This is a genomic window from Erwinia sp. CGal63 (assembly GCF_037026505.1).
Taxonomy (GTDB): domain Bacteria; phylum Pseudomonadota; class Gammaproteobacteria; order Enterobacterales; family Enterobacteriaceae; genus Erwinia.
This window is the reverse complement of the sequence record NZ_JAKUMN010000001.1, coordinates 751,355-772,435: the sequence shown is the minus strand read 5'-3', so window position 1 is coordinate 772,435 and position 21,081 is coordinate 751,355. Positions and strand designations below refer to the sequence as shown.

Annotated in this window: 20 protein-coding genes; 11 read left to right on the top strand and 9 right to left on the bottom strand. The window is 55.1% G+C overall.

What is annotated here, in order from left to right:
* Positions 1-373: 373 nt before the first annotated feature.
* The 4 genes from MKZ79_RS03450 (at position 374) to MKZ79_RS03435 (ending at position 5,573) form a co-directional block, all read left to right on the top strand.
* Entirely contained in the window at positions 374-2,101 is a 1,728-nt protein-coding gene (locus MKZ79_RS03450; RefSeq protein ID WP_336140193.1) for a potassium/proton antiporter, read from the top strand.
* A 78-nt stretch (positions 2,102-2,179) separates the two neighbouring features.
* Positions 2,180-2,413, top strand: coding sequence for a DUF1480 family protein (locus MKZ79_RS03445; RefSeq protein WP_336140192.1), 234 nt, complete (start codon positions 2,180-2,182; stop codon positions 2,411-2,413).
* Between the two features lie 390 nt (positions 2,414-2,803).
* Positions 2,804-4,270: an undecaprenyl-phosphate galactose phosphotransferase WbaP gene (gene wbaP, locus MKZ79_RS03440; RefSeq protein WP_336140191.1), complete on the top strand. Its 1,467-nt coding sequence runs from the start codon at positions 2,804-2,806 to the stop codon at positions 4,268-4,270.
* Positions 4,271-4,376: 106 nt separating this feature from the next.
* Positions 4,377-5,573 (top strand): multidrug effflux MFS transporter, encoded by a 1,197-nt coding sequence (locus MKZ79_RS03435; protein WP_336140189.1) that lies wholly within the window; start codon positions 4,377-4,379, stop codon positions 5,571-5,573.
* On the opposite strand, the gene dadX is transcribed toward MKZ79_RS03435, so the two are convergent.
* Together dadX and MKZ79_RS03425 are read right to left on the bottom strand one after the other, a co-directional pair.
* A complete protein-coding gene (gene dadX / locus MKZ79_RS03430; protein ID WP_336140188.1) occupies positions 5,570-6,640 on the bottom strand; it encodes a catabolic alanine racemase DadX in 1,071 nt (356 codons plus the stop codon). The two genes, MKZ79_RS03435 and dadX, sit on opposite strands and share 4 nt — an antisense overlap.
* 26 nt (positions 6,641-6,666) lie before the next feature.
* Entirely contained in the window at positions 6,667-7,962 is a 1,296-nt protein-coding gene (locus MKZ79_RS03425) for a D-amino acid dehydrogenase (protein WP_336140187.1), read from the bottom strand.
* Between the two features lie 512 nt (positions 7,963-8,474).
* Here MKZ79_RS03425 and MKZ79_RS03420 point away from each other — a divergent pair.
* On the top strand, positions 8,475-10,010 hold the full coding sequence (locus MKZ79_RS03420; protein WP_336140186.1) for a SpoVR family protein: 1,536 nt from the start codon (positions 8,475-8,477) through the stop codon (positions 10,008-10,010).
* Positions 10,011-10,313: 303 nt separating this feature from the next.
* Here MKZ79_RS03420 and fadR read toward each other — a convergent pair whose 3' ends face one another.
* Entirely contained in the window at positions 10,314-11,030 is a 717-nt protein-coding gene (gene fadR / locus MKZ79_RS03415; RefSeq protein ID WP_336140185.1) for a fatty acid metabolism transcriptional regulator FadR, read from the bottom strand.
* Positions 11,031-11,300: 270 nt separating this feature from the next.
* Here fadR and dsbB point away from each other — a divergent pair, with 270 nt between their 5' ends.
* The 3 genes from dsbB (at position 11,301) to MKZ79_RS03400 (ending at position 14,636) form a co-directional block, all read left to right on the top strand.
* The gene (gene dsbB / locus MKZ79_RS03410; RefSeq protein ID WP_336140184.1) at positions 11,301-11,831 is read left to right on the top strand and encodes a disulfide bond formation protein DsbB; all 531 of its coding nucleotides are present in this window, start codon (positions 11,301-11,303) and stop codon (positions 11,829-11,831) included.
* Between the two features lie 110 nt (positions 11,832-11,941).
* On the top strand, positions 11,942-12,115 hold the full coding sequence (locus tag MKZ79_RS03405) for a hypothetical protein (protein WP_336140182.1): 174 nt from the start codon (positions 11,942-11,944) through the stop codon (positions 12,113-12,115).
* Positions 12,116-12,404: 289 nt separating this feature from the next.
* Complete coding sequence (locus MKZ79_RS03400) at positions 12,405-14,636, top strand: hypothetical protein (protein ID WP_336140181.1); 2,232 nt, start codon at positions 12,405-12,407, stop codon at positions 14,634-14,636.
* Positions 14,637-14,720: 84 nt separating this feature from the next.
* Here the strand turns inward: MKZ79_RS03400 and aroD are convergent, their stop codons facing one another.
* From aroD to MKZ79_RS03370, 6 genes are all read right to left on the bottom strand, one after another.
* A complete protein-coding gene (gene aroD, locus MKZ79_RS03395) occupies positions 14,721-15,614 on the bottom strand; it encodes a type I 3-dehydroquinate dehydratase (RefSeq protein WP_336140180.1) in 894 nt (297 codons plus the stop codon).
* Between the two features lie 78 nt (positions 15,615-15,692).
* On the bottom strand, positions 15,693-16,040 hold the full coding sequence (locus MKZ79_RS03390) for a hypothetical protein (protein WP_336140179.1): 348 nt from the start codon (positions 16,038-16,040) through the stop codon (positions 15,693-15,695).
* 425 nt (positions 16,041-16,465) lie between these two features.
* Positions 16,466-16,915 carry a YcgN family cysteine cluster protein gene (locus MKZ79_RS03385; protein ID WP_336140178.1) on the bottom strand — a complete coding sequence of 150 codons (450 nt, stop codon included), beginning with the start codon at positions 16,913-16,915 and terminating at the stop codon, positions 16,466-16,468.
* A 63-nt stretch (positions 16,916-16,978) separates the two neighbouring features.
* Complete coding sequence (locus MKZ79_RS03380) at positions 16,979-17,638, bottom strand: fumarylacetoacetate hydrolase family protein (protein ID WP_336140177.1); 660 nt, start codon at positions 17,636-17,638, stop codon at positions 16,979-16,981.
* Between the two features lie 29 nt (positions 17,639-17,667).
* Positions 17,668-18,729, bottom strand: coding sequence for a lytic murein transglycosylase (locus MKZ79_RS03375; RefSeq protein WP_336140176.1), 1,062 nt, complete (start codon positions 18,727-18,729; stop codon positions 17,668-17,670).
* A gap of 89 nt (positions 18,730-18,818) precedes the next feature.
* On the bottom strand, positions 18,819-19,094 hold the full coding sequence (locus MKZ79_RS03370) for a YcgL domain-containing protein (RefSeq protein WP_336140175.1): 276 nt from the start codon (positions 19,092-19,094) through the stop codon (positions 18,819-18,821).
* Between the two features lie 158 nt (positions 19,095-19,252).
* Between MKZ79_RS03370 and minC the strand changes: the two genes are divergently transcribed.
* From minC to minE, 3 genes are read left to right on the top strand one after another with little or no spacing between them, the layout of a single operon-like run.
* The gene (gene minC / locus MKZ79_RS03365; RefSeq protein WP_336140174.1) at positions 19,253-19,936 is read left to right on the top strand and encodes a septum site-determining protein MinC; all 684 of its coding nucleotides are present in this window, start codon (positions 19,253-19,255) and stop codon (positions 19,934-19,936) included.
* 41 nt (positions 19,937-19,977) lie between these two features.
* A complete protein-coding gene (minD, locus tag MKZ79_RS03360) occupies positions 19,978-20,790 on the top strand; it encodes a septum site-determining protein MinD (protein WP_336140173.1) in 813 nt (270 codons plus the stop codon).
* A 3-nt stretch (positions 20,791-20,793) separates the two neighbouring features.
* Positions 20,794-21,063 (top strand): cell division topological specificity factor MinE, encoded by a 270-nt coding sequence (gene minE, locus MKZ79_RS03355; protein WP_336140172.1) that lies wholly within the window; start codon positions 20,794-20,796, stop codon positions 21,061-21,063.
* The last annotated feature ends 18 nt before the right edge of the window (positions 21,064-21,081 follow it).

The window sequence follows — 21,081 nt, the reverse complement described above, 5'->3', positions numbered from 1 at the left end:
TGAAAAGCCCGTCGCATTCTGAGATCGGCCAGCGTTATCATCTGGCTGATTTTTTTTGCCTGCCGACGTTCATTATTTTACTATTCCAACAGTAAACCTCCGCTTTCTACCGCTTTCCTGGTATTTTCATGCCAGCTTGCCGCCGGTTAACAATATTCATCGCATTCCGATGTCAAAAGCAAAGGCTATTTGTTACCGTTGTTCTTGCTATCGTTGCATAAGTTCTCTGTTATCATAGGGTTGTTTACGCCAGGCTTTGAAAAGTTATTGAAACAGCAGTGGCGAAACAAAATTGCCCAAAACTTGACATTCAGGGTATTCTTACAACAGGACGTTGACGCGACATTTCTATCTGCCACAGGAGATTGCCCCATTGGAAGCCAGCGCTATCTATAGTCTGTTTATCATCGGTTCGGTGCTGGTGGCGGCAAGCATTCTGCTCAGTTCGTTCTCTTCAAAGCTCGGCATTCCTATTCTGGTGATCTTTCTTGCGCTGGGCATGTTGGCCGGCGTGGACGGCATCGGCGGCATCGCTTTTGATAACTATCCCGCCGCCTATCTGATCAGTAACCTGGCGCTGGCGGTGATCTTGCTGGATGGCGGTATGCGTACCCAGGCAAGTTCGTTCAGGGTAGCGCTGGGGCCGGCGCTTTCGCTTTCCACCGTTGGCGTGCTGATTACCGCCGGTCTGACCGGCATGGCGGCCGCCTGGCTGTTTGGTCTTAACCTGAGCGAAGGCTTCCTGGTCGGCGCTATTATCGGCTCTACCGACGCGGCGGCCGTTTTCTCGCTGCTTGGCGGCAAAGGACTGAACGAACGCGTCAGCGCCACGCTGGAGATAGAGTCGGGCAGCAACGATCCCATGGCGGTATTCCTGACCATTACGCTAATCGAAATGATTGAACAAGGTCAGACCGGCCTGAGCTGGATGTTTGTCGTGCATCTGATTCAGCAGTTCGGCCTGGGCATCGTGCTGGGTCTGGGCGGCGGCTGGGCGCTGCTGCAGCTGATTAACCGGGTTTCCCTGGCCAGCGGCCTCTATCCGCTGCTGGCCGTCAGCGGCGGCATCCTGGTGTTTGCGCTGACCACGGTGCTGGAAGGCAGCGGTATCCTTGCCGTCTATCTGTGCGGCTTCTGGCTGGGAAATCGCCCGATTCGCAACCGCCACGGCATTCTGCAAACTTTCGACGGCATGGCCTGGCTGAGCCAAATCGGCATGTTTCTGGTGCTGGGGCTGCTGGTTAATCCCTCCGATCTCTGGAGCATCGCGCTGCCCGCCATGCTGCTGTCGCTGTGGCTGATCCTGTTCGCGCGTCCGCTCTCCGTCTTTATCGGCCTGCTGCCGTTTCGCGGCTTTACCACGCGCGAGCGCTTTTTTATCAGCTGGGTCGGCCTGCGCGGCGCGGTGCCGATTATTCTGGCCGTGTTCCCGATGATGGCCGGTTTGCCGCACGCCTCGCTGTTTTTCAATATCGCGTTCTTTGTGGTATTGGTTTCCCTGATGGTTCAGGGCACCTCTCTTGGCTATGCCGCGCGCAAAGCCAAAGTTATTGTGCCGCCGACCGCTTCCCCGATTTCCCGGATAGGCCTGGATATCCATCCTGAAAATCCCTGGGAGCAGTTTGTTTATCAGCTGGGCGGCGATAAATGGTGTATCGGTGCCGCGCTACGCGAGCTGAAGATGCCGCGCGAGACGCGTATCGCCGCCCTCTTTCGCGATAATCTGCTGCTGCATCCAACCGGCAACACCCGTCTGCGCGAAGGCGACGTATTGTGTGTGATTGGCCGGGAAAAAGATCTGCCCGAGCTGGGCAAGCTTTTCAGCCAGTCGCCGCCGGTTTCGCTCGATCAGCGCTTCTTTGGCGACTTTATTCTGCAGGCGGATGCGCGACTGCACGATGTGTCTGAAATTTACGGCATCGAGCTGGATGAAGAGATCAATACGCAGCAGACGCTTGGCCAGCTGATCGGCGGCATGATTGGCGGCGCGCCAGTAGTAGGCGATCAGGTGGAATGGAAAGAGATGATCTGGACCGTGGCGGAGAAACAGGACAACGAAATAGTGAAAGTCGGCGTACGGATGGCGGAAGAGCGAGAATAATCCTGGCCCTCTTCATCTCGATCTCTGGGAAATAACGACTACGCTTAAAGTTCGTGTCTGTCCTGAAGGGAGTAAATTATGGCTCATGTCGTAAAAATTGGTCGCTATGAAATAGTCGATGCGGAGCTGGATGCGCAAAATATCGATACGGTCGTTATTCCCTGTAAGACCAATCCCGGACTGAGCTATCAGCTCGACGGGTGGGATAATGAAACCAGCGTGCCCGCCTGGATCGACGGCGAACCTGTCGATCTGGCTATCGGGCACTACGATACCCAGCAGGATAAATGGGTACTAAAAAAGCCTGCCTGAACCCCCATCAGCATCCCTCATTCCGCCGCTGCGTTAATTCGCCGCGGCGTGCTATTATATTTTTGTCTTATGTTTGTTATCCTCCTGTCATATTTTCCCGTTTGCAATTTAATTACCCGCTTCGTTTAACTTTGATTTCTTTTCTGAAAAGCATTTACGCCATTTTCGGAATTACCCGTATTAACTAACCTCTTTATCTCCTGCATACTCGCTTCACTGCTTCAAGATGAAACAGAGCTGGCGTGTTTCATTTATTACCCTTCCGAAACATGCGGCAATTTATTTATTAACCCACTGAGATTAAAAGGCTTAATCTCTGTGAGACGACTCCTGAACGCGTGCTTGATCCTCGTCAGGTCAGCAATTCCTTATGAAAAGAGAGCAGGCATTATGGCAAGTACTCTGGTACTGAATGACCGACGCCGCGCATTTAGCGGCACCCGAAAAAACATTATCGCCAAACTGGCATTAAGTCTCAGCGATTTAATCTCCATTAACCTGGCCCTGTTTTTATCCGCGGCAACCGTACGAGGTATTTGGGGAAACCTGGATATATTTATTCCACCTCAGGAAGTTCAGATTCGCTTTACCGCCCAGTTTGTGATGTCGGTGGTTTGCACGGCCTGGTTCTGGATGCGGCTACGCCACTATACCTACCGCAAACCTTTCTGGTTCGAGCTGAAAGAGATCATCAAAACGCTGGTGATTTTCTCCCTGCTCGACCTGGCGCTCATCGCTTTTTCAAAATGGGATTTTTCCCGGCTGCTGTGGAGCTTCACCTGGGCTTACGCGCTGATTCTGGTGCCGCTGCTGCGCTCCAGCGTTAAACATGCCATTTTGAAAGCGGGACAGTGGCAAAAGCAGACGATTATCATCGGCTCCGGCAAAAACGCCCGCGAGGCCTATGCCGCGCTGCAGAGCGAAGAGATCCTGGGCTATGAGGTAAAGGCTTTTGTCGCCTCCAACGGTCATACCGGCGCGGAAAGCCTGAACGGCGTACCGGTGATCACGGCCAAAGATATTATCTGGGACACGGTTGATCTGGAAAACACTCAGTTTATCGTGGCCATGGAGTATGAGCAGCAGGCGATGCGCGATAAATGGCTGAAGCTGCTGTCGAAAAAGAAATGCCGCAGCGTTTCAGTAGTGCCAACGCTGCGCGGCGTGCCGCTTTACGGTACGGATATGTCCTTTATTTTCAGCCATGAAGTGATGATCCTGCGCGTCAGCAACAATCTGGCGAAACGCTCTTCCCGCGTGCTTAAACGTGTGTTTGACGTGGTGGTCGCCTCGATGCTGCTGCTGTTTCTTGCGCCGGTTTTCGCTCTGATCTGCTGGCTGGTCGGACGCGACGGCGGCAACAGGATTTATGGTCACGAGCGCGTCGGCCAGGATGGTAAAAAGTTCAAGTGTCTGAAATTCCGCTCGATGGTCACCAACTCCAAAGAGGTACTGGAGGAGCTGCTGGCTAATAGCCCGGAAGCGCGCGCGGAATGGGACAAAGACTTTAAACTGAAAAACGATCCTCGTATTACTAAAGTCGGCGCTTTCCTGCGTAAAACCAGCCTGGACGAGCTGCCGCAGCTCTGGAACGTTATCCGCGGCGAGATGAGCCTGGTGGGCCCGCGTCCGGTTATCGAAGCGGAGCTGGAGCGCTACGCGGGCGACGTCGATTACTATCTGATGGCGAAACCCGGCATGACCGGCCTGTGGCAGGTCAGCGGCCGCAACGATATCGATTACGATACCCGCGTCTATTTCGACTCCTGGTATGTGAAAAACTGGGCGCTGTGGACAGATATCGCCATTCTGTTTAAAACCGCCGGCGTCGTATTAAGACGCGACGGCGCTTACTGAGTACTTTTCAGGGGACGCGCAATGCGTCCCTTAAGTTTTGCTTTTCTTTTCTTCTTATTATCTCTACTCTGTGCGGCTTGCTTTTTTACTGGACGTCGCCTGCCTGATGCAAAAATTCACCCTACTTCTCCTCAGCCTGGTTCTGCTGGCGCCGCTGGGGATCGATCTCTATTTGCCTACGCTGCCCGATATCGCGCTGGGGCTGAATACGCCGGTAAGCACCGTGCAAACCACTATTCCGCTGTTTCTGTTGGTTATGGGACTGGGACAGATCGTTGCCGGGCCGCTGGTTGATAACCTGGGCAGAAAACCCATTGCTCTGGCTGGCCTGCTGCTTTATGTCACCGGCAGCGTACTGGCGGCAACGGCGTCCGCCTGGCCGCAGTTTCTCTGCGCGCGCGTTGTCCAGGGCTGCGCCGTCTGCTGCACGGCAGTGGTCGCCTTCAGCGGCGTGCGCGATCGTCTTGACGGCGACGATGCCGCTCGCGCCTACGGCTTTCTTAACGGCGCGCTGAATATCGTGCCGGCGCTGGCGCCGATGCTCGGCGGTTTTCTGGCCGAAGCTTTTGGCTGGCGCGCGCCTTTCTGGTTTTTAACCGCCTATGCGGTTGTCATTGGTCTGCTGGTGATTTTCTTTTTGCCGGAAACCCGTCCGGCCGGCACGCTGGCCGTAAAAGGCATTCCGCTGCGCCAGTACTGGCAGATCCTGCGTCAGCCCCGCTTTCTCGCCTTCGCTTTTGCCAATGCGGGCGCGCTGGGTATGGTGCTGACCTATGTCTCGCTGGCGCCGCAGGTGTTGATGACCGAAGGCCAGCTCTCGGCGCTGCAGTTTTCCATCGCTTTCGGCGCAAACGGCTTCTGGATTATGCTGGTCAGCGTGCTGGTTAATAAGATGATCCGCAAACTGGGCCGCCCGATCTGTCTGGCCGTTGGCTCTGTCGCTATGGCGCTGGGCGCGATAATGCTGCTGGGCGGCGTCATGCTGTTTCCGGCGGCGTGGCAGCATAACTGGGCGCTCTATATGCTGCCCGTGGCGGTTTCCGTGGCGGGCCTGGCCTTTACCGTTGGCCCGGCTACCAGCTACGCGCTGGAGCCTTATCAGCAGCAGGCGGGCGTCGCCTCGGCGCTGGCCGGATTTATTCAGATGGCGGGCGGCGCGGCGGGCGGACTGCTGGTGATGGCGCTGCCGCTGGCGGAGAAATCCGCGCTGGCGCTGATGATGGTGCTGGGTGCGATCCTGACCGGTACGGCGTGGCTTTACAGTAAAAAAGTGCGCGGCACGCTGACCGCGCTGAAATCTTAAACAACTTTTACCGGTACGCGCGGCGCAAGCGCGCACAGCAGCTCATAGCCAACCGTACCGGCCGCTCTTGCTACCTCGTCGATCCTGATGTTGTTTCCCCACAATTCAACCTGACTGCCGATACCTGCCTGGGAACAAGGTGTGAGATCGACGGTAATCATATCCATCGATACCGCGCCGACAATCTGCGTTCTTACACCGTCCACCCAAACCGGCGTTCCGGTCGGCGCCTGGCGCGGATAGCCGTCCGCGTAGCCACAGGCAACCACGCCGATACGCTGCTCGCCCGATGCGCGATAGCGGGCGCCATAGCCGACGCCGTCGCCCGCCTTCAGCGACTGGATGCCGATAATCTCGCCGTTCAACGTCATTGCCGATCGCAGTCCGCTGCTGGCGACATCCTGCCAGTCGCCGCTCGGCGAAGCGCCATACAGAATAATGCCCGGACGCACCCAGTCGTAATGCGTTTCGTCGTGCCACAGCGTCGCGGCCGAATTCGCCAGCGAGCGTGGGCAGTTAAGGCCTTCCGCCGCCCGCTCGATACGCGCCATCGGCTCAACAATCCCCTCATGGCTCTCCGCTTCGGCGAAGTGGGCCATCAGCGTCATTTCGCCGACGTTGGGCAGCGCTCGCAGCTTTTGCCAGGCCTGCTGCACCTGACCCGGCTGAAAACCCAGCCGGTTCATGCCGCTGTTCATTTTCAGATAGATATCCAGCGGCGCTGAGAGTTTCGCCTTCGCCAGCGCCTGAATCTGCCAGTTGCTGTGTACGCTGGTGGTCAGCCGGTAACGATCCAGCAGCGGCAGTTCATCCGCATGAAAAAAGCCTTCCAGCAGCAGAATGGGTTTACTCCAGCCGCTGTCACGCAGCAGGATGGCCTCTTCAAGGTTCAGCAAGGCGAAGCCGTCCGTAGCGGACAGACTCTGCCAGACGCGGGCAAGACCGTGCCCATAGGCGTTGGCCTTCACCACCGACCAGATCCGGGAGCGGGGAGCAGCCTGGCGGGCGATCGCCAGGTTATGCCGCAACGCGCTGGTGTCGATGGTCGCGACAATAGGACGAGACATAACTTCTCCTGTGATAAGCGGAAACTCTAGCGTGCGCCGTGCAGAACATGACCTGCGGTCGGGGCAAAGCCGGGCAGATAGCGCATAACCGATAAATCATCAGCGGCGATCGCCGGTGCGCGTCCCGAGATGATATCAGAAAGCAGCTGGCCGGAGCCGCACGCCATTGTCCAACCGAGCGTTCCGTGACCGGTATTCAGGTAAAGATTTTTCAACGGCGTGCGGCCGACGATCGGCGTACCGTCAGGCGTCATCGGGCGCAGGCCGGTCCAGAAGGTTGCCTGTTCGATATGGCCGCCCTGCGGATAGAGATCGCGCACCACCATTTCCAGCGTTTCGCGCCTCGCGGGCAGCAGTTTCGTGTTGTAGCCGACGATTTCCGCCATGCCGCCGACACGGATGCGGTCGTCAAAACGCGTGATGGCGACCTTATAGGTTTCGTCCAGTACGGTGGAAACCGGCGCCGCCTCGGGATCTTTAATCGGGATAGTCAGCGAATAGCCTTTCAGCGGATAAACGGGAATATCGACGATATCGTTCAGCAGCGCCTTCGAGTAAGAGCCGAACGCCACCACGTACGCTTCCGCCGTCACGATTTCCGCGCCGCACTTCACGCCGACGATTTTGTTATTTTCCTGCAGCAGCGCGTCGACCGGCGTATTGAAGCGGAAAGTCACCCCCGCCGCTTTCGCCATTTCCGCCAGCTGTCGGGTAAAAAGCTGGCAGTCGCCTGTTTCGTCGTTGGGTAGACGCAGACCGCCGGTCAGCAAATGCTGCGTTGCCGCCAGCGCCGGTTCCGCTTCGGCCAGCTGGCTGGCTTCCAGCAGCTGATAAGGAACGCCCGCCTCTTTTAATACGGCGATATCTTTGGTGGCGCTTTCATATTGCTGCGCGGTACGAAAAAGCTGCAGCGTACCGCCCTGTCTGCCTTCATAGGCGATGCCCGTTTGCTGGCGCAACGCCTTCAGGCAGTCGCGGCTGTATTCGGCGATGCGCACCATGCGGCTTTTGTTTTCCTGATAGTGGCGCATATCGCAATTGCGCAGCATCTGCCACATCCATGCCAGCTGGAAACGGCTGCCGTCCGGTCGGATCGCCAGCGGCGCGTGGCGCTGAAACATCCATTTCACCGCCTTCAGCGGCACGCCCGGCGCGGCCCAGGGCGCGGCATAGCCAGGAGAGATTTGCCCGGCGTTGCCCGCGCTGGTTTCCAGCGCCACGTCGGGCTGACGATCGATAACCGTGACTTCATGCCCGCTTTGGGCCAGATACCAGGCGCTGGCCACGCCCACCACGCCACTTCCCAGAATGACAACTCGCATCGCTACCCCACAGCCGGTTATAAAGATGATTACGCTGGATATCTGCGACCGATGCGGTGTAAAAAGCTGCCGCACGACACGCAAAGATAATGCCCCTCTTTTTTACCCTGAAGGGGAATAAAAACAAGATGCCGAGGTTAAATCGGAGTTAAATCTTGCATTAATCCGCTCCGCAGCAGCAAATAATCGCCACAGGGCCAATTACGCGCGGCGGCAGCAGAATATTATTACGCCATACTTTCCGCTTATATACAGGATATTATTCTGTCTGAATTCTTAATTAGCGCGCTTTGCCTGACGTTAAAATTATTTTTTGGTTTCGGCTCTATTTTCTGTCGAAGATTTCCGTTGTATTCGCCAGAGCGATCGGAGAGAGTGAACTATCATTGAGTGACTGGCTTCAATTCCAGACCTGCTTCGACGACGGTTAAGTCACGGCGGGTCGCAATAAAAACGGATATTTGCCGCTACCTGGGTAACGTCGAAAACCGGTTTTAAAAAAGGGGTGCGCTATGACGACTATCTTTGATGAGTCTGTTAAGAACAGCCAACGACTCAGTGACGGACCAGACTGGACCTTTGATCTGCTGGATGTTTATCTGCAGGAGATCGACCGCGTCGCCAAACTCTACCGGCTGGATACCTATCCTCACCAAATCGAAGTCATTACTTCCGAACAGATGATGGATGCCTACTCCAGCGTCGGGATGCCGATTAATTACGCTCACTGGTCGTTCGGTAAAAAATTTATCGAAACCGAACAGCGCTATAAGCATGGTCAGCAAGGGCTGGCTTACGAGATCGTGATCAACTCCAATCCCTGTATCGCCTATTTGATGGAGGAGAACACCATCACGATGCAGGCGCTGGTGATGGCGCATGCCTGCTACGGTCATAACTCCTTTTTTAAAAACAACTATCTGTTTCGCAGCTGGACAGATGCCAGCTCTATCGTCGATTATCTGATCTTCGCCCGTAACTACATCAGCGAATGCGAAGAGCGCTACGGCGTAGAGGAAGTCGAACGGCTGCTGGACTCCTGCCACGCGCTGATGAACTACGGCGTCGATCGCTATAAACGCCCGCAAAAAATTTCGCTGCAGGAGGAGAAAGCCCGCCAGCGCAGCCGCGAGGAGTATCTGCAGAGCCAGGTGAATATGCTGTGGCGCACGCTGCCGCGTCGTGAGGCGGAAACGCACCATGCGGAAGCCGCGCGCTACCCCAGCGAACCGCAGGAGAACCTGCTCTACTTTATGGAGAAAAACGCGCCGCTGTTGGAGTCCTGGCAGCGTGAAATTCTGCGTATCGTACGCAAGGTCAGCCAGTATTTTTATCCACAGAAGCAGACCCAGGTAATGAACGAAGGCTGGGCGACTTTCTGGCACTACACCATCCTCAACCACCTCTATGACGAAGGCAAAGTCAGCGAGCGCTTTATGCTGGAGTTTCTGCACAGCCATACCAACGTGGTCTATCAGCCGCCCTATAACAGCCAGTGGTATAACGGTATCAATCCCTATGCGCTGGGCTTCGCTATGTTCCAGGATATTAAACGCATCTGTCAGGAACCAACGGAAGAAGATCGCTACTGGTTCCCGGACATCGCCGGTTCCGACTGGCTGGAGACGCTGCATTTCGCCATGCGCGAGTTTAAAGACGAGAGCTTTATCAGTCAGTTCCTGTCGCCAAAGGTGATGCGTGACTTCAGGCTCTTTACGGTGATGGACGACGATCGCAACAATTTCCTGGAAATCGCCGCCATCCATGACGAAGCGGGCTATCGGGCGATTCGCCAGCAGCTTTCTGCGCAATATAACCTGAGCAACCTGGAACCTAACATTCAGGTTTACGACGTCGACCTGCGTGGTGACCGTTCGCTGACGCTACGCTACGTGCCGCACAGCCGCGCGCCACTGGACAAAAGCCGCCGTGAAGTGCTGAAGCACGTGCATCGCCTCTGGGGTTTCGATGTGCATCTTGAGCAGCAAAACGACGACGGCAGTACGGAAATCCTCGATCGCTGTCCGCCGCGCCCTTCCTCGCTATAAAGCTTTAAGGTGAAAAGCCGGCTAAAAAAGCCGGCTTTTTGTTGTTGATAAATCCCTGGTCGCGTTTAAATCAGTGACAGAGCAGCAGAGGCAGAGCGGAACACGGACACGCCGTGAATCCGTCCCTGGAGGCTCGGTTGGCGCATCCCTGCGCCAAACGGTCCGCTTATCCGCTCAGCCCCTGCCGCTGAGAAGCGGCCGTATTGCTGCAAAAAAAGCCAAACTTCAGGAGCTGTCCAGGATTATCAGCAGTCTGAAAGCCGGCTAAGAAAAGCCAGCTTTTTGTTGTGAGCCCTGTATCAGCTAGCGGCGAAGGCCTGTTTCCGTTGGCAAACTGTTTTGCATCCCGTGCCAGATTTCTCCGCTGCGGTGGCCGTAGTCGCGCACTGTTTCCACAATTTTATCCAGCTGCTGGTGTTTGCACAGCGAGAGCAGCTGCAAATAGAAGTCGCGTGCCAGGCGACGAGCTTCCGGATTGGAAAAGTAGTGACGACCCACGCGGGTATAGAGCCCTTTAAGGCCGTTAAGGATCAGGCCATAGATAGGATTGCCGGAAGCGAAAGCCAGCCCGCGAAAAATGGTGTAATCCAGATCGGTATAGGCTTCCGCCTTGTCCTCGACGTGCTGCGCGGCAGCCAGCACCATCTGCGCCTTTTCAGGATGAAGGCGGATCGCGCGGCGGATAAATACGGAGGAGATATCGGTACGAACGGAGAGCAGACTGTCGATCAGCTGCGGCACGCTGTCGTGATCGAGGCGGGCAAGCGTTTCCAGAATACTCAGCCCCGAAGTTTCCCAAAAGTCATTAACCTTTGTCGGCTTACCGTGCTGAATAGTCAGCCAGCCGTCGCGCGCCAGCCGCTGCAGAACCTCGCGCAGCGTGGTGCGGGTAACGCCGATCAGCTCTGACAATTCGCGTTCAGCGGGCAAAATCGATCCCGGCGGGAAGCGGCTGTTCCAGATACTTTCAATAATATATTCTTCAGCGAAACCCGCAGGGCTCTGCGCCTTAATGACCATAGCGTATTGTTTCCGTTGCGTTCATGACTGCAAAATTTCGGCTCATCATACCAGATGGCATCGTCGTCACCTAGCCTGGCGGCAGCGTAACGCCGTCGATATCGCAATTTTTCTGAAAGCGCGCTTTCTGCTGTACGCTAAGGCGATACATTTATTTACACTGCGTTTAGTCCTGAGCGTTTTCAACAAGGTAAATTTACCCCATAGTGGCTGGCACGGCAGGTCTTTTGGTTTACACTGCCGGTTCAACGCTTATTACAGGGATTGATTATGCTGCAATATTTGAATAGCTGTTCTCGCGGGCGAGGCGCCTGGCTATTAATGGCCCTGACAGCATTTATGCTGGAGATGGTGGCGCTCTATTTTCAGCACGTGATGCTGCTTAAGCCCTGCGTGATGTGTATCTATGAGCGCTGCGCGCTGTTCGGTATTTTAGGTGCCGCGCTGGTTGGCGCTATCGCGCCGAAAACGCCGCTGCGCTGGGTCGCTATCCTGATTTGGCTCTATAGCGCCGTAGAAGGCGTGCGCCTTGCCTGGGAGCACACCATGATCCAGCTGCATCCTAACCCGTTTGTTACCTGCGACTTTGCCGCCCGCTTTCCACAGTGGCTGCCGCTGGATAAATGGCTGCCTTCTGTCTTTGTCGCCACCGGCGACTGCGCGGAGAATCAGTGGTCGCTCTTTTCCCTGAGCATGCCGCAGTGGATGGTGATTATTTTTGCCGCTTATCTGCTTGTTGCGCTGCTGGTGCTGCTCGCGCAGTTTTTCCCGCCTAAAAAACGCGAGCTTTTTTCACGCTAAGCCTGCGGCCGTGCTGGCGCGGCCGCAGTTTACCCTTTCCCAACGCAGGTTTGTCAGTCTGAGGCGCAACGGCTACGCTTCAATGACACTTTGCTGTAAAAGGGGATCTTATGAAAAGCATTCTGTTAGCTCTCTCTTTAGCTTTCTCGATTAGTCTGCTTGCAGGCTGCGCGCACTGGGGCGCTAAAGATACCCACAGTCCACCGCCGCCACCGCCGGGCAACCATGAGCAGCCTTCTGGCATGCCGGGCGGCACCAGTCCGGTAGGGCAGCTGCGACCCTGAGCAACCCTCTTCCCCGATCTGGCAGCCAACGATCGGGGATTCTTCAGATCGATCCCCTCAATCAAAGCGCGCTCCCCTTTTTCCCTGCCCGTCTCTCCTCCTCAACATACTAACTTTCCCGAAAAAGAGCATCGTGACTATACCGCCCCTGATTAACTCGTAACGAGATATTCACTTAACTTCATGAAATAAAAAGAAAAATTATATTGTCATTCCCCTGACAAAGGCATAGAGTGCAGATACTGTATAAACATACAGTTAATAACTCACTTTTAAAGGATATGACACTATGGCTGACACCACTATTTCCACCGAAGTCGCTTCTTTCGCCGCACTGCGTAGCCGTAAGCCGGCAAACGACGGCGAGCGCATTTTTTTAACCTCCTGGAACGCCCAGGCCACCGCAGACCGTTCCGTAAAATTCGGCAGCGGCTGGTTTACCGGCTACTTGGCGGCGGCCGCTGACGACGGCGGGTTCATTGCCAGCAATGGCGGCGCCTGGCACTGGCGTCGGGAGAAGGAGATCGAGGCGCTGACCGTACATGATTTCGGCGCCGTTCCGGGCGGCACGGTTGACTGCGCGCCTGCCGTTAAGGCGATGCATGAATTTATGAACGGCAGCTTCGCCCGCGGCTTTACCAGCGGCCTTTCTTCTAAAGTCGGTATCCGTTTTGGCGCCGGCACCTATCTGGTTAAGCCGCTCGATCTGCGCCGCTATGGCGATAAAATCCCGGCCAGCAATACGGAATTACCCTATAACCCAAGCGGCTATTTCGCCGCAGGCGATTTCGTCATGCGCGGCGTGACCACCAGCTTCGGCAAGCAGATCGGCACGCGTATTGTCTCTGACAAATCAGCTTCGGCCGTACTGGCGCTAAACCACCGCTACTTTTCCCTCTACGGCATCGAGTGGGATGGCCAGCAAACGGTGAAGCAGGATGAAAACACCAATATGCTGATTGGCGCCACGCCAGGCGTGTTTAACGATACCGCGTCCAACAAACAGCCGTTTATCACTAACGAATGCGTGGGCGGCACTTTTGCCAACGTCTCTTACTTTAAAGCCAGCAATACGGGCGAAGCGGCTATCTACTATCTGGACAGCCTCGACAGCAAATTCACCCAGATTTATTGCAGTCGCGTGGCGGGGCCGGTCGTGAAGGTAGGCTGGAGCAATCGCCCTGCGGGCGCCTGGGATCACTCTACGGCGATTGAACTTTCCGAGTTTAATTTCCAGTACTGCTATGCGCCGGCTATCTGGATCCCGCGTCATGGCCAGGGCCTGATCCGCAACGGCTGGATTGAACATAGCGCGGTGCCGATGGATATCAACAACGGCCAGTGGCTGATTGAGGCGTTGAGCATTGAATCCAGTACCTACGATGCCGTGTTCTATAATTCCCGCGTCATTATGTCGCAATGGTCAAACCCGACCGGAGTTCAGTACGACCGGACGTCGACACCGGGCAGCGCAACGTGGTTCAGCTATCCGAAGAACCCGGACGGCAGCGATATCGTCGCCAAACTCTCCGCGTATGAAATGGGCATGTCGCTGTTTCAGAACACCGGCACCTATCTGGATCACCCGCTGCGCGCGCAGTGGCTGAGCGGCGTGCTGCGCGGCACTATCGACAGCAACCAGCGCTGGCTGAATATCGGCTCTTTCCAGATGCCGAAAACCGGTACCCACTGGAAGATCGAGGTGGACTGCCGTAGCGGATACGGCAGCATCGGCGGCGATACGGCTATGCCGATCGAGAACGATCGTTCTGCCGGTACGCTGCATATCCATGTAGCGCGAGGCGCAGGAGCGGTTCCGGCAGTCACCTACTGGATGGAAGGCACGCCGGGCATCAGCGAGGTACAGTATATTGCCCAGCAATATAATGCCGTGCTGCCGGGCCTCTGGATCAAGCTGCCTGCCACCATCGGAGAATATGGCGTGCACGTTCGCGGCACCGGTGAAATGCGTAGCGAGAACGGTAGCTGGGCGAAGTTCACGCCGTCTGGCGTCACGCAGAGCGCAGCGCCGGACGGCGTGGCGGCAGAAGCTCGTATGTCGATGAATAACGGTCTGGCCGGTTTTGGCGCCCAGGATGACGTCGCCGGCATCAGCACCCGCTCGCAGGCCTCTTCGGCCGTCCCGGTTGAGCAGTCCAAACCGCGGCAGTGGATGCGTATCAACATCAACGGCATTGAATACGCGATGCCTTACTACGCCTTTACGCCGCAAATCGCCACGCAGCCAACGACTGCGGTTTCCGTTGCCGCAGGCGGCACCTTAACCCTGAGCGTCGCGGCTAAGGATGCGGCAAGCTACCAGTGGCAAAAATCGACCAACGGCACCACGTGGACGACTATTGCCAGCGCCAACAAGGCAGAGTACAGCAAGGCTTCCGTGACTGCCGGCGATGCGGGACAGTATCGCTGCGTCATTAAAGGCCAGCTCGCCGCCGTTGATGCTTCGGTCACCTCCAATCAGGTGATTACCGCCGTCTCGACCGTGACAGTCACTTCATAATTCCGCCATTACAGGTTTTGCAGCCACAGGCCTTGTCATACGCTCTGCAATGCAGATCGTGGCGATAAGCCTGTGGCTGCGCCTTCAGGAAGCCATGCCCTTATGCACCACGCCCAGTACATTATGCAGATCTTCTGCGGCGACCTGACCCGATGCGGAAGCGTCGCCAATCATGCCAAACGTCAGCGCCGATCCGGTCAGTTCACCGCTCATTCGCGACAGCACGCCGGTTTCTCCCATCGACATCGTGAGCAGTGGCCGCTGCGCATAGCGTTGATGCATCTCCAGCGTGGCATTAAGCAGCGTTAAAACATCCGCCGGGCCTTGCGGCATCGCCGCAAATTTTAAAATATCCGCACCGCGAGCCTGTTGCTCGCGCAGGCGAGAAACTATGATTTGAGCTGAAGGCGTCGAGTGCAGTTCGTGACTGGAGAGAATGACATAACGGCCTTTTTTATGTGCCAGCGTAATTAACGGCGTCGTCAGCGCTTTGTCACGAAACATTTCGATATCCAGCAGGTCGAACTCTCCCTGCTCCAGCAAGGTGCGGTAAAGCGCGGCATATTCCCGATCGCTAATCGTTTTCTTACCGCCTTCCGCGCTGGTGCGAAAGGTCACCAGTAAAAGCTTATTTCCCAGCCGCGAGGAGATTTGTTGCGTTAACTTCGCCGTCGCGGTCGCGTTGGTGCCGTTTTCCAGCGCGTCAATCCGCAATTCAAGGACGTTGAAATCATTTCTGTCCGCTATCGAGTCAATATACTGCAGCGTTTGTTGCGCGTTCTCGCTGGTTGTGGAAACGATAACTTTGGGCTGGCCGGCACCAATAACAATATCTTTAATTTGCAATGTGGGATTAGCCGTTTCCCGTGTTTTTATCGTCTCACGACCGGGATTTTGCGCAGCGCGCGAAGCGGTTGGCGTCATTAATGAAAGCGCCACCAGCGCGCTACCGGCGCCGATAAATTTTCTGCGGTGCATAATTGCTTTACCTCCACTGTAGGGTAAAGACTTTAAGCATAGCAAACAGCCAGATAAGATATTGAGCGAAGCAGGGTTTTAATCTGAACGCTGACAGTCATAAGAGCCAGAAAGTTTTATCTGACTGCGGCTACTGCGCACTATCTCCACCTCCAGCGTCGCTTTTCCAGCTTTACTGAGATAATCCATCGCATAGTTACCGGAGAATTTCGTCGCGGCCACCGTCCAGTGCATTTTTACGTTATCGGTATCGCCTTTCTCTTTGAGAAAAGTGACTTTCCGCTGTTTAACTTTTTGGCCATCAACCGTCAGCCAGCCGCCATCTGCGGCCTGGCCAGCCAGATGAAAAGGGCCGCATTGCGCATCGGCATAAACGAACGATGGCAGAAAGAGCGCGAAGGCCAGGGTAAGAGAGGAAATTTTCATTTTTTTGTCCTTTGAGCCAGCATTAAAGTGATTAACAGATTAGCCTGGGCAAGTATAATCGCTAAATTATTTCATGTTCATCAGAAATGCCGCGTGTCTCTTATTTTACTCTGTTCCACGCCAACGAACTTTTACCAGACAGTGATAACACTGAAGCCCGCTTTCTTTTTTAGAAGCTTTCAGGATAGAGTAATAACAGAACGTTATTTTTAATCGGCTCGACCAGCAAAACGCTTTTCTGGCTGGCTACCGTTTTTATATGGAACCAGATCGCTTTCTTTATTAAGCCAAACAACAGAAAGGATCTTGATGATAAGGCGTTGAAAATCGGCAAGCTGGCGGAAAGGTTCCGCCTGATTTCAAGAAGTGGCGCTCGCCGGAATGGATTTTTCGTCTGCTGTGAACTCAACTACACAGAGATCAAGCTACTTACCGTACCAGCGCGGCTTATTAATGATGTGATCCTCCCAGTCCTGCACTTCGCTTTCTCTCACGGCAATATGCCTTACAGAGATACGCGCGGCATGCATCGCCGCTTTATTGCCGCTGCGCAGCGGATGCCAGATCGGCAGGTTTTTGCCTTCGGCCAGTACGCGATAGGCGCAGCTCGGCGGCAGCCAGGAGAAGGTCGGCAGATTATCGCGCGTCAGTTTGATGCAGTCCTCTTCCAGCTCGAAACGCCGCTCATAGTTGCGGCACTGGCAGGTTTTGATATTCAGCTGATTGCAGGCGACATTGGTAAAGTAAATTTCATCCGTGTCGGCATCCTGCAGTTTGTTCAGGCAGCACTGACCACAGCCGTCGCACAGGGATTCCCATTCCTCGTCGCTCATTTGCTCCAGCGTTTTTTGCTGCCAGAAAGGGGTATCGCTCATTTTGCCGTCCTGTTTGATTAAAAGCCCGCACCTTATAAACAGTTCGGGCCTCGGTTGCAAGCTTTACAGCACGCGCGTCGCCACACCGCGTCCGCCCAGCGACACTTCCAGCGTATCGCCGGAGAACATCGGGCCAACGCCTTCCGGCGTGCCGGTCAGGATAATGTCGCCCGCACGCAGCGTGAAAAATTTACTCATATAGGCAATTAGCGGCAGGATTTTATGGATCATATCTTCGGTAGAACCCTGCTGCCGTACTTCGCCGTTAACCACCAGCTTTAGCTCAATATTCTGCGGATCCGCGCCCAGCTCGCTGGCCGGAATAAAGCCGGAAACCGGGCAGGAGTTATCGAAGCCTTTGGCTTTTTCCCACGGCTGGCCCGCTTTTTTACAGCCCGCCTGCACGTCACGCAGCGTTAAATCCAGCGCCACGCCGTAGCCGGCAATCGCTTTCGCCACATGCTCTTCCGTAGCCTGCTTCAGCGTAGCGCCGATCAGCACCGCCAGTTCCACTTCGTGATGAACCGCGCCCAGATCTTTCGGGATCGACAGCGGCTGGCGAAGATCGCATAGCGCGGTTTCCGGCTTGATAAACAGTACCGGCTCTGAAGGCGTCGCGCTGCCCATCTCTTTAATATGTTTGGCATAGTTGCTGCCTACGCACACCACTTTGCTCGCCGGATAGTCCAGCAAAGCGCCCTGCCAGTTATGATGCTGATACATACTCTTCCCCTGCCTGTTTACGTGAGTGGTCAGCGGACCACATCCTGTTGAGAGATGGCATCGGCCATCATGCCGATGCTGATGGCGAAATAATATGAACGGTTCCAGTGCATAATAACGCGGAAGTTGTCGTAAACCATAAATGCCCGGCCCGGCGCATCGTCAGGCAGAATAATCCAGGCGCGCTGGCCGTTGTCCGGCAGCGCTGTATCGCTGTTGAAACGCACGCCCAGCTTCTGCCATTCGCCTGCCGTTTTCGCCTGCGCGGTTTTCAGTCCGGCCTGCGTTTTAACGAAATCCACCGGCAGAATGACTTCCCGTCCCCAGCTTTCGCCCGCTTTCCAGCCTTCCGTTGCCAGGTAATTCGCCGTCGAGGCGAAGACATCGTCCAGATTGTTCCAGATATCGATACGTCCATCGCCGTCGCCGTCCGCGCCGTAACGCAGGAAAGAGGAAGGCATAAATTGGTTTTGCCCCATCGCGCCGGCCCAGGAGCCTTTCATCTCCGCCGCGCTGATATGCTGCTGCTGGATAATTTGCAGGGCGGCCATCAGCTCTTTGGTGAAGAACGCTTCGCGACGCCCTTCAAAAGCCAGCGTCGCCAGCGCCGAGATTACCTCTTCCTTACCCTGAATTTTGCCGAAGCTGCTCTCCATTGCCCAGAGCGCAACTATATATTCCGGCTGGACGCCATAGCGCTGGCTGACCTTTTGCAGCTGCGGCAGATATTGCTGAAAGTTTTCGCGTGCGCGCTGCTTTTTCCACTCTGGCAGCACGCGCGTCAGGTAGTCGTCCAGAGTAATTTTCTTCTCTAACTGATTACGGTCGGCGGAGATGGCGCGATCGACGAAATGGATATTACTGAAGGCGGTGTCAATGGTCGCGGCATCGATGCCCTGCTCCTGCGCCTGGCGCTTAAGCTGTTCGACATAGCCGGGAAACTCTGCAGGATCGCGCCCGGTGGCGGCGAGAGTCGTTTTCTGCTGGGGCGACGTCGGCGCCGTTTTCTTCTCAAGTGCCTTGCTGTTCTGGCTGGCGCATCCGGCCAGCAGCAGGGAGAAAATTATCGAGGTAAGGAAGGATTGCTTCATGAAGGCGCCCTTTTATAGTGCTGCCCGCCGACCGTTATTTTCGGCGGGAAAGAACAAAGGTGGGAAAATAGCTTACAGATGATTCCTAATTAATCTTTTTTACTCGTTTCCAGATGCATCTTAAGCAGACTTTCCAGCGGCGGCGGCATTTGTAAATAATAGCCCTGCTCAAGCAGCGCTTCCTTCACTTTAGTCTGGTCCGCATTAGCCAGACGTTTACTGCCATCCAGCGGCAGTACCATGGCCAGCTGAGGTTTGCCAAATCCCTGAAGCAGTTCGGCAGGCACGCGTGAAAAATCGTCTTTTTTTTCAACATAGAGATAAGTCTGGTCACGTTTAGGACTTCTGTAGATCACACAAAACATATTTTTTACTCGAATTAACCTGGTCGGTGGCTTGCCTGAATATAGCTGTAACTATAACATGCTTGCTGAACTTCGGAATATCGTCCTGGCGCGATTAACTGTCACCCTGATGGGGATATTTTCGCCGGGATTTGAAATAACAGGACTGAGCGGGACAGATGTCACAAACGCCAATCGAGTTAAAGGGCAGCAGTTTTACTCTGTCTGTAGTTCACTTACATCACCACGATGCGGATGTGGTACGTCAGGCGCTTCAGGATAAAGTCAGTCAGGCTCCCGCTTTCCTGAAAAACGCGCCAGTCGTGCTGAACGTCTCCACGCTCACCAGTGAGGTCAACTGGCGACAGATGCAGCAGGCCATCGCCTCAACCGGTCTTCTTATCGTCGGCGTCAGCGGCTGCAGGGATGACGCGCTTAAGCGCGAGATCGCCAAAGCTGGCCTGCCGCTGCTTTCTGAAGGCAAAGAGCAGAAACCCGCAGCCGAACCGGTAAAACCTGTAGAGGTTCCGGCGGCCAGAACGCGCGTGATTAATGCCCCCGTTCGTTCCGGCCAGCAAATTTACGCTAAAAACAGCGACCTGATCGTCACCAGCAGCGTTAGCGCAGGTGCCGAGCTGATCGCCGACGGCAATATTCATATCTACGGCATGATGCGCGGTCGCGCGCTGGCCGGTGCCGGTGGCGATCGTGACTGCCAGATTTTTTGCACGAATTTATCAGCAGAGCTGGTTTCCATTGCCGGTGAGTACTGGATTATGGACCAAATCCCTGCTGAATTTTTTGGAAAAGCGTCACGTCTTTGCTTAAAAGATGGCGCTCTGACTATACAGACACTGAACTGAGCCAGGCTCACAAGCCTTTCTTTTCTTAAGGAAATTATTATATGGCACGCATTATTGTTGTTACATCGGGTAAAGGAGGCGTGGGCAAAACCACGTCCAGCGCGGCCATCGCTACCGGTTTAGCCCAGAAAGGTAAAAAAACCGTCGTCATCGATTTCGATATCGGTTTGCGTAACCTCGATTTGATCATGGGCTGTGAGCGTCGGGTAGTCTACGATTTTGTTAACGTCATCCAGGGTGACGCCACGCTGAATCAGGCGTTGATTAAAGACAAGCGCACCGAAAACCTTTATATCCTGCCCGCCTCGCAAACGCGTGACAAAGACGCGCTGACCCGTGAAGGCGTGGAAAAAGTGCTCAATGATTTAACCGAGATGGCGTTCGATTTTATCGTCTGCGATTCGCCGGCTGGCATTGAAACCGGCGCGCTGATGGCGCTCTATTTCGCTGACGAAGCGATCATCACCACTAACCCTGAAGTCTCTTCCGTTCGTGACTCTGACCGTATCCTCGGCATCCTCTCTTCCAAATCCCGTCGTGCGGAAAATGGCCAGGATCCGATTAAAGAGCATCTGCTGCTGACCCGCTATAACCCGGGTCGCGTCAGCCGTGGCGATATGCTGAGCATGGAGGATGTGCTGGAGATCCTGCGTATTCCTCTGGCTGGCGTTATTCCGGAAGATCAGTCCGTCCTGCGCGCTTCCAACCAGGGCGAACCTGTGATTCTGGATACCGAGTCCGACGCAGGCAAAGCCTATGCCGATACCGTCGATCGCCTGCTGGGCGAAGAACGTCCCTTCCGCTTCATCGAAGAAGAGAAGAAGGGTTTCCTGAAACGCCTGTTTGGGGGATAAAACATGGCCTTACTTGATTTCTTTTTATCCCGTAAAAAAAGCACAGCCAATATAGCCAAGGAACGGCTGCAGATTATTGTGGCGGAGCGCAGGAGGGGCGACGCCGAGCCCCACTATCTGCCGCAGCTGAAAAAAGACCTGCTGGAAGTTATCTGTAAATATGTGAAGATCGATCCGGAGATGCTCAGCGTCAAGCTGGATCAGAAAGATGACGATATTTCCATTCTTGAGCTTAACGTGACGCTGCCCGAGGCAGAAGAAACCACGAAATGACTCTCCGCCTCGCCTCTC

Excerpts from the sequence above, each read along its gene's own strand:
- MKZ79_RS03380 (WP_336140177.1), bottom strand. The coding sequence starts at position 17,638 with ATGTATCAGCATCATAACTGGCAGGGCGCTTTGCTGGACTATCCGGCG.
- wbaP (WP_336140191.1), top strand. The coding sequence starts at position 2,804 with ATGGCAAGTACTCTGGTACTGAATGACCGACGCCGCGCATTTAGCGGC.
- MKZ79_RS03425 (WP_336140187.1), bottom strand. The coding sequence starts at position 7,962 with ATGCGAGTTGTCATTCTGGGAAGTGGCGTGGTGGGCGTGGCCAGCGCC.
- minC (WP_336140174.1), top strand. The coding sequence starts at position 19,253 with ATGTCACAAACGCCAATCGAGTTAAAGGGCAGCAGTTTTACTCTGTCT.
- minD (WP_336140173.1), top strand. The coding sequence starts at position 19,978 with ATGGCACGCATTATTGTTGTTACATCGGGTAAAGGAGGCGTGGGCAAA.
- MKZ79_RS03390 (WP_336140179.1), bottom strand. The coding sequence starts at position 16,040 with ATGAAAATTTCCTCTCTTACCCTGGCCTTCGCGCTCTTTCTGCCATCG.
- MKZ79_RS03375 (WP_336140176.1), bottom strand. The coding sequence starts at position 18,729 with ATGAAGCAATCCTTCCTTACCTCGATAATTTTCTCCCTGCTGCTGGCC.
- MKZ79_RS03420 (WP_336140186.1), top strand. The coding sequence starts at position 8,475 with ATGACGACTATCTTTGATGAGTCTGTTAAGAACAGCCAACGACTCAGT.
- MKZ79_RS03445 (WP_336140192.1), top strand. The coding sequence starts at position 2,180 with ATGGCTCATGTCGTAAAAATTGGTCGCTATGAAATAGTCGATGCGGAG.
- dsbB (WP_336140184.1), top strand. The coding sequence starts at position 11,301 with ATGCTGCAATATTTGAATAGCTGTTCTCGCGGGCGAGGCGCCTGGCTA.
- MKZ79_RS03405 (WP_336140182.1), top strand. The coding sequence starts at position 11,942 with ATGAAAAGCATTCTGTTAGCTCTCTCTTTAGCTTTCTCGATTAGTCTG.
- MKZ79_RS03385 (WP_336140178.1), bottom strand. The coding sequence starts at position 16,915 with ATGAGCGATACCCCTTTCTGGCAGCAAAAAACGCTGGAGCAAATGAGC.
- MKZ79_RS03435 (WP_336140189.1), top strand. The coding sequence starts at position 4,377 with ATGCAAAAATTCACCCTACTTCTCCTCAGCCTGGTTCTGCTGGCGCCG.
- aroD (WP_336140180.1), bottom strand. The coding sequence starts at position 15,614 with ATGCACCGCAGAAAATTTATCGGCGCCGGTAGCGCGCTGGTGGCGCTT.
- MKZ79_RS03370 (WP_336140175.1), bottom strand. The coding sequence starts at position 19,094 with ATGTTTTGTGTGATCTACAGAAGTCCTAAACGTGACCAGACTTATCTC.
- minE (WP_336140172.1), top strand. The coding sequence starts at position 20,794 with ATGGCCTTACTTGATTTCTTTTTATCCCGTAAAAAAAGCACAGCCAAT.
- MKZ79_RS03400 (WP_336140181.1), top strand. The coding sequence starts at position 12,405 with ATGGCTGACACCACTATTTCCACCGAAGTCGCTTCTTTCGCCGCACTG.
- fadR (WP_336140185.1), bottom strand. The coding sequence starts at position 11,030 with ATGGTCATTAAGGCGCAGAGCCCTGCGGGTTTCGCTGAAGAATATATT.
- dadX (WP_336140188.1), bottom strand. The coding sequence starts at position 6,640 with ATGTCTCGTCCTATTGTCGCGACCATCGACACCAGCGCGTTGCGGCAT.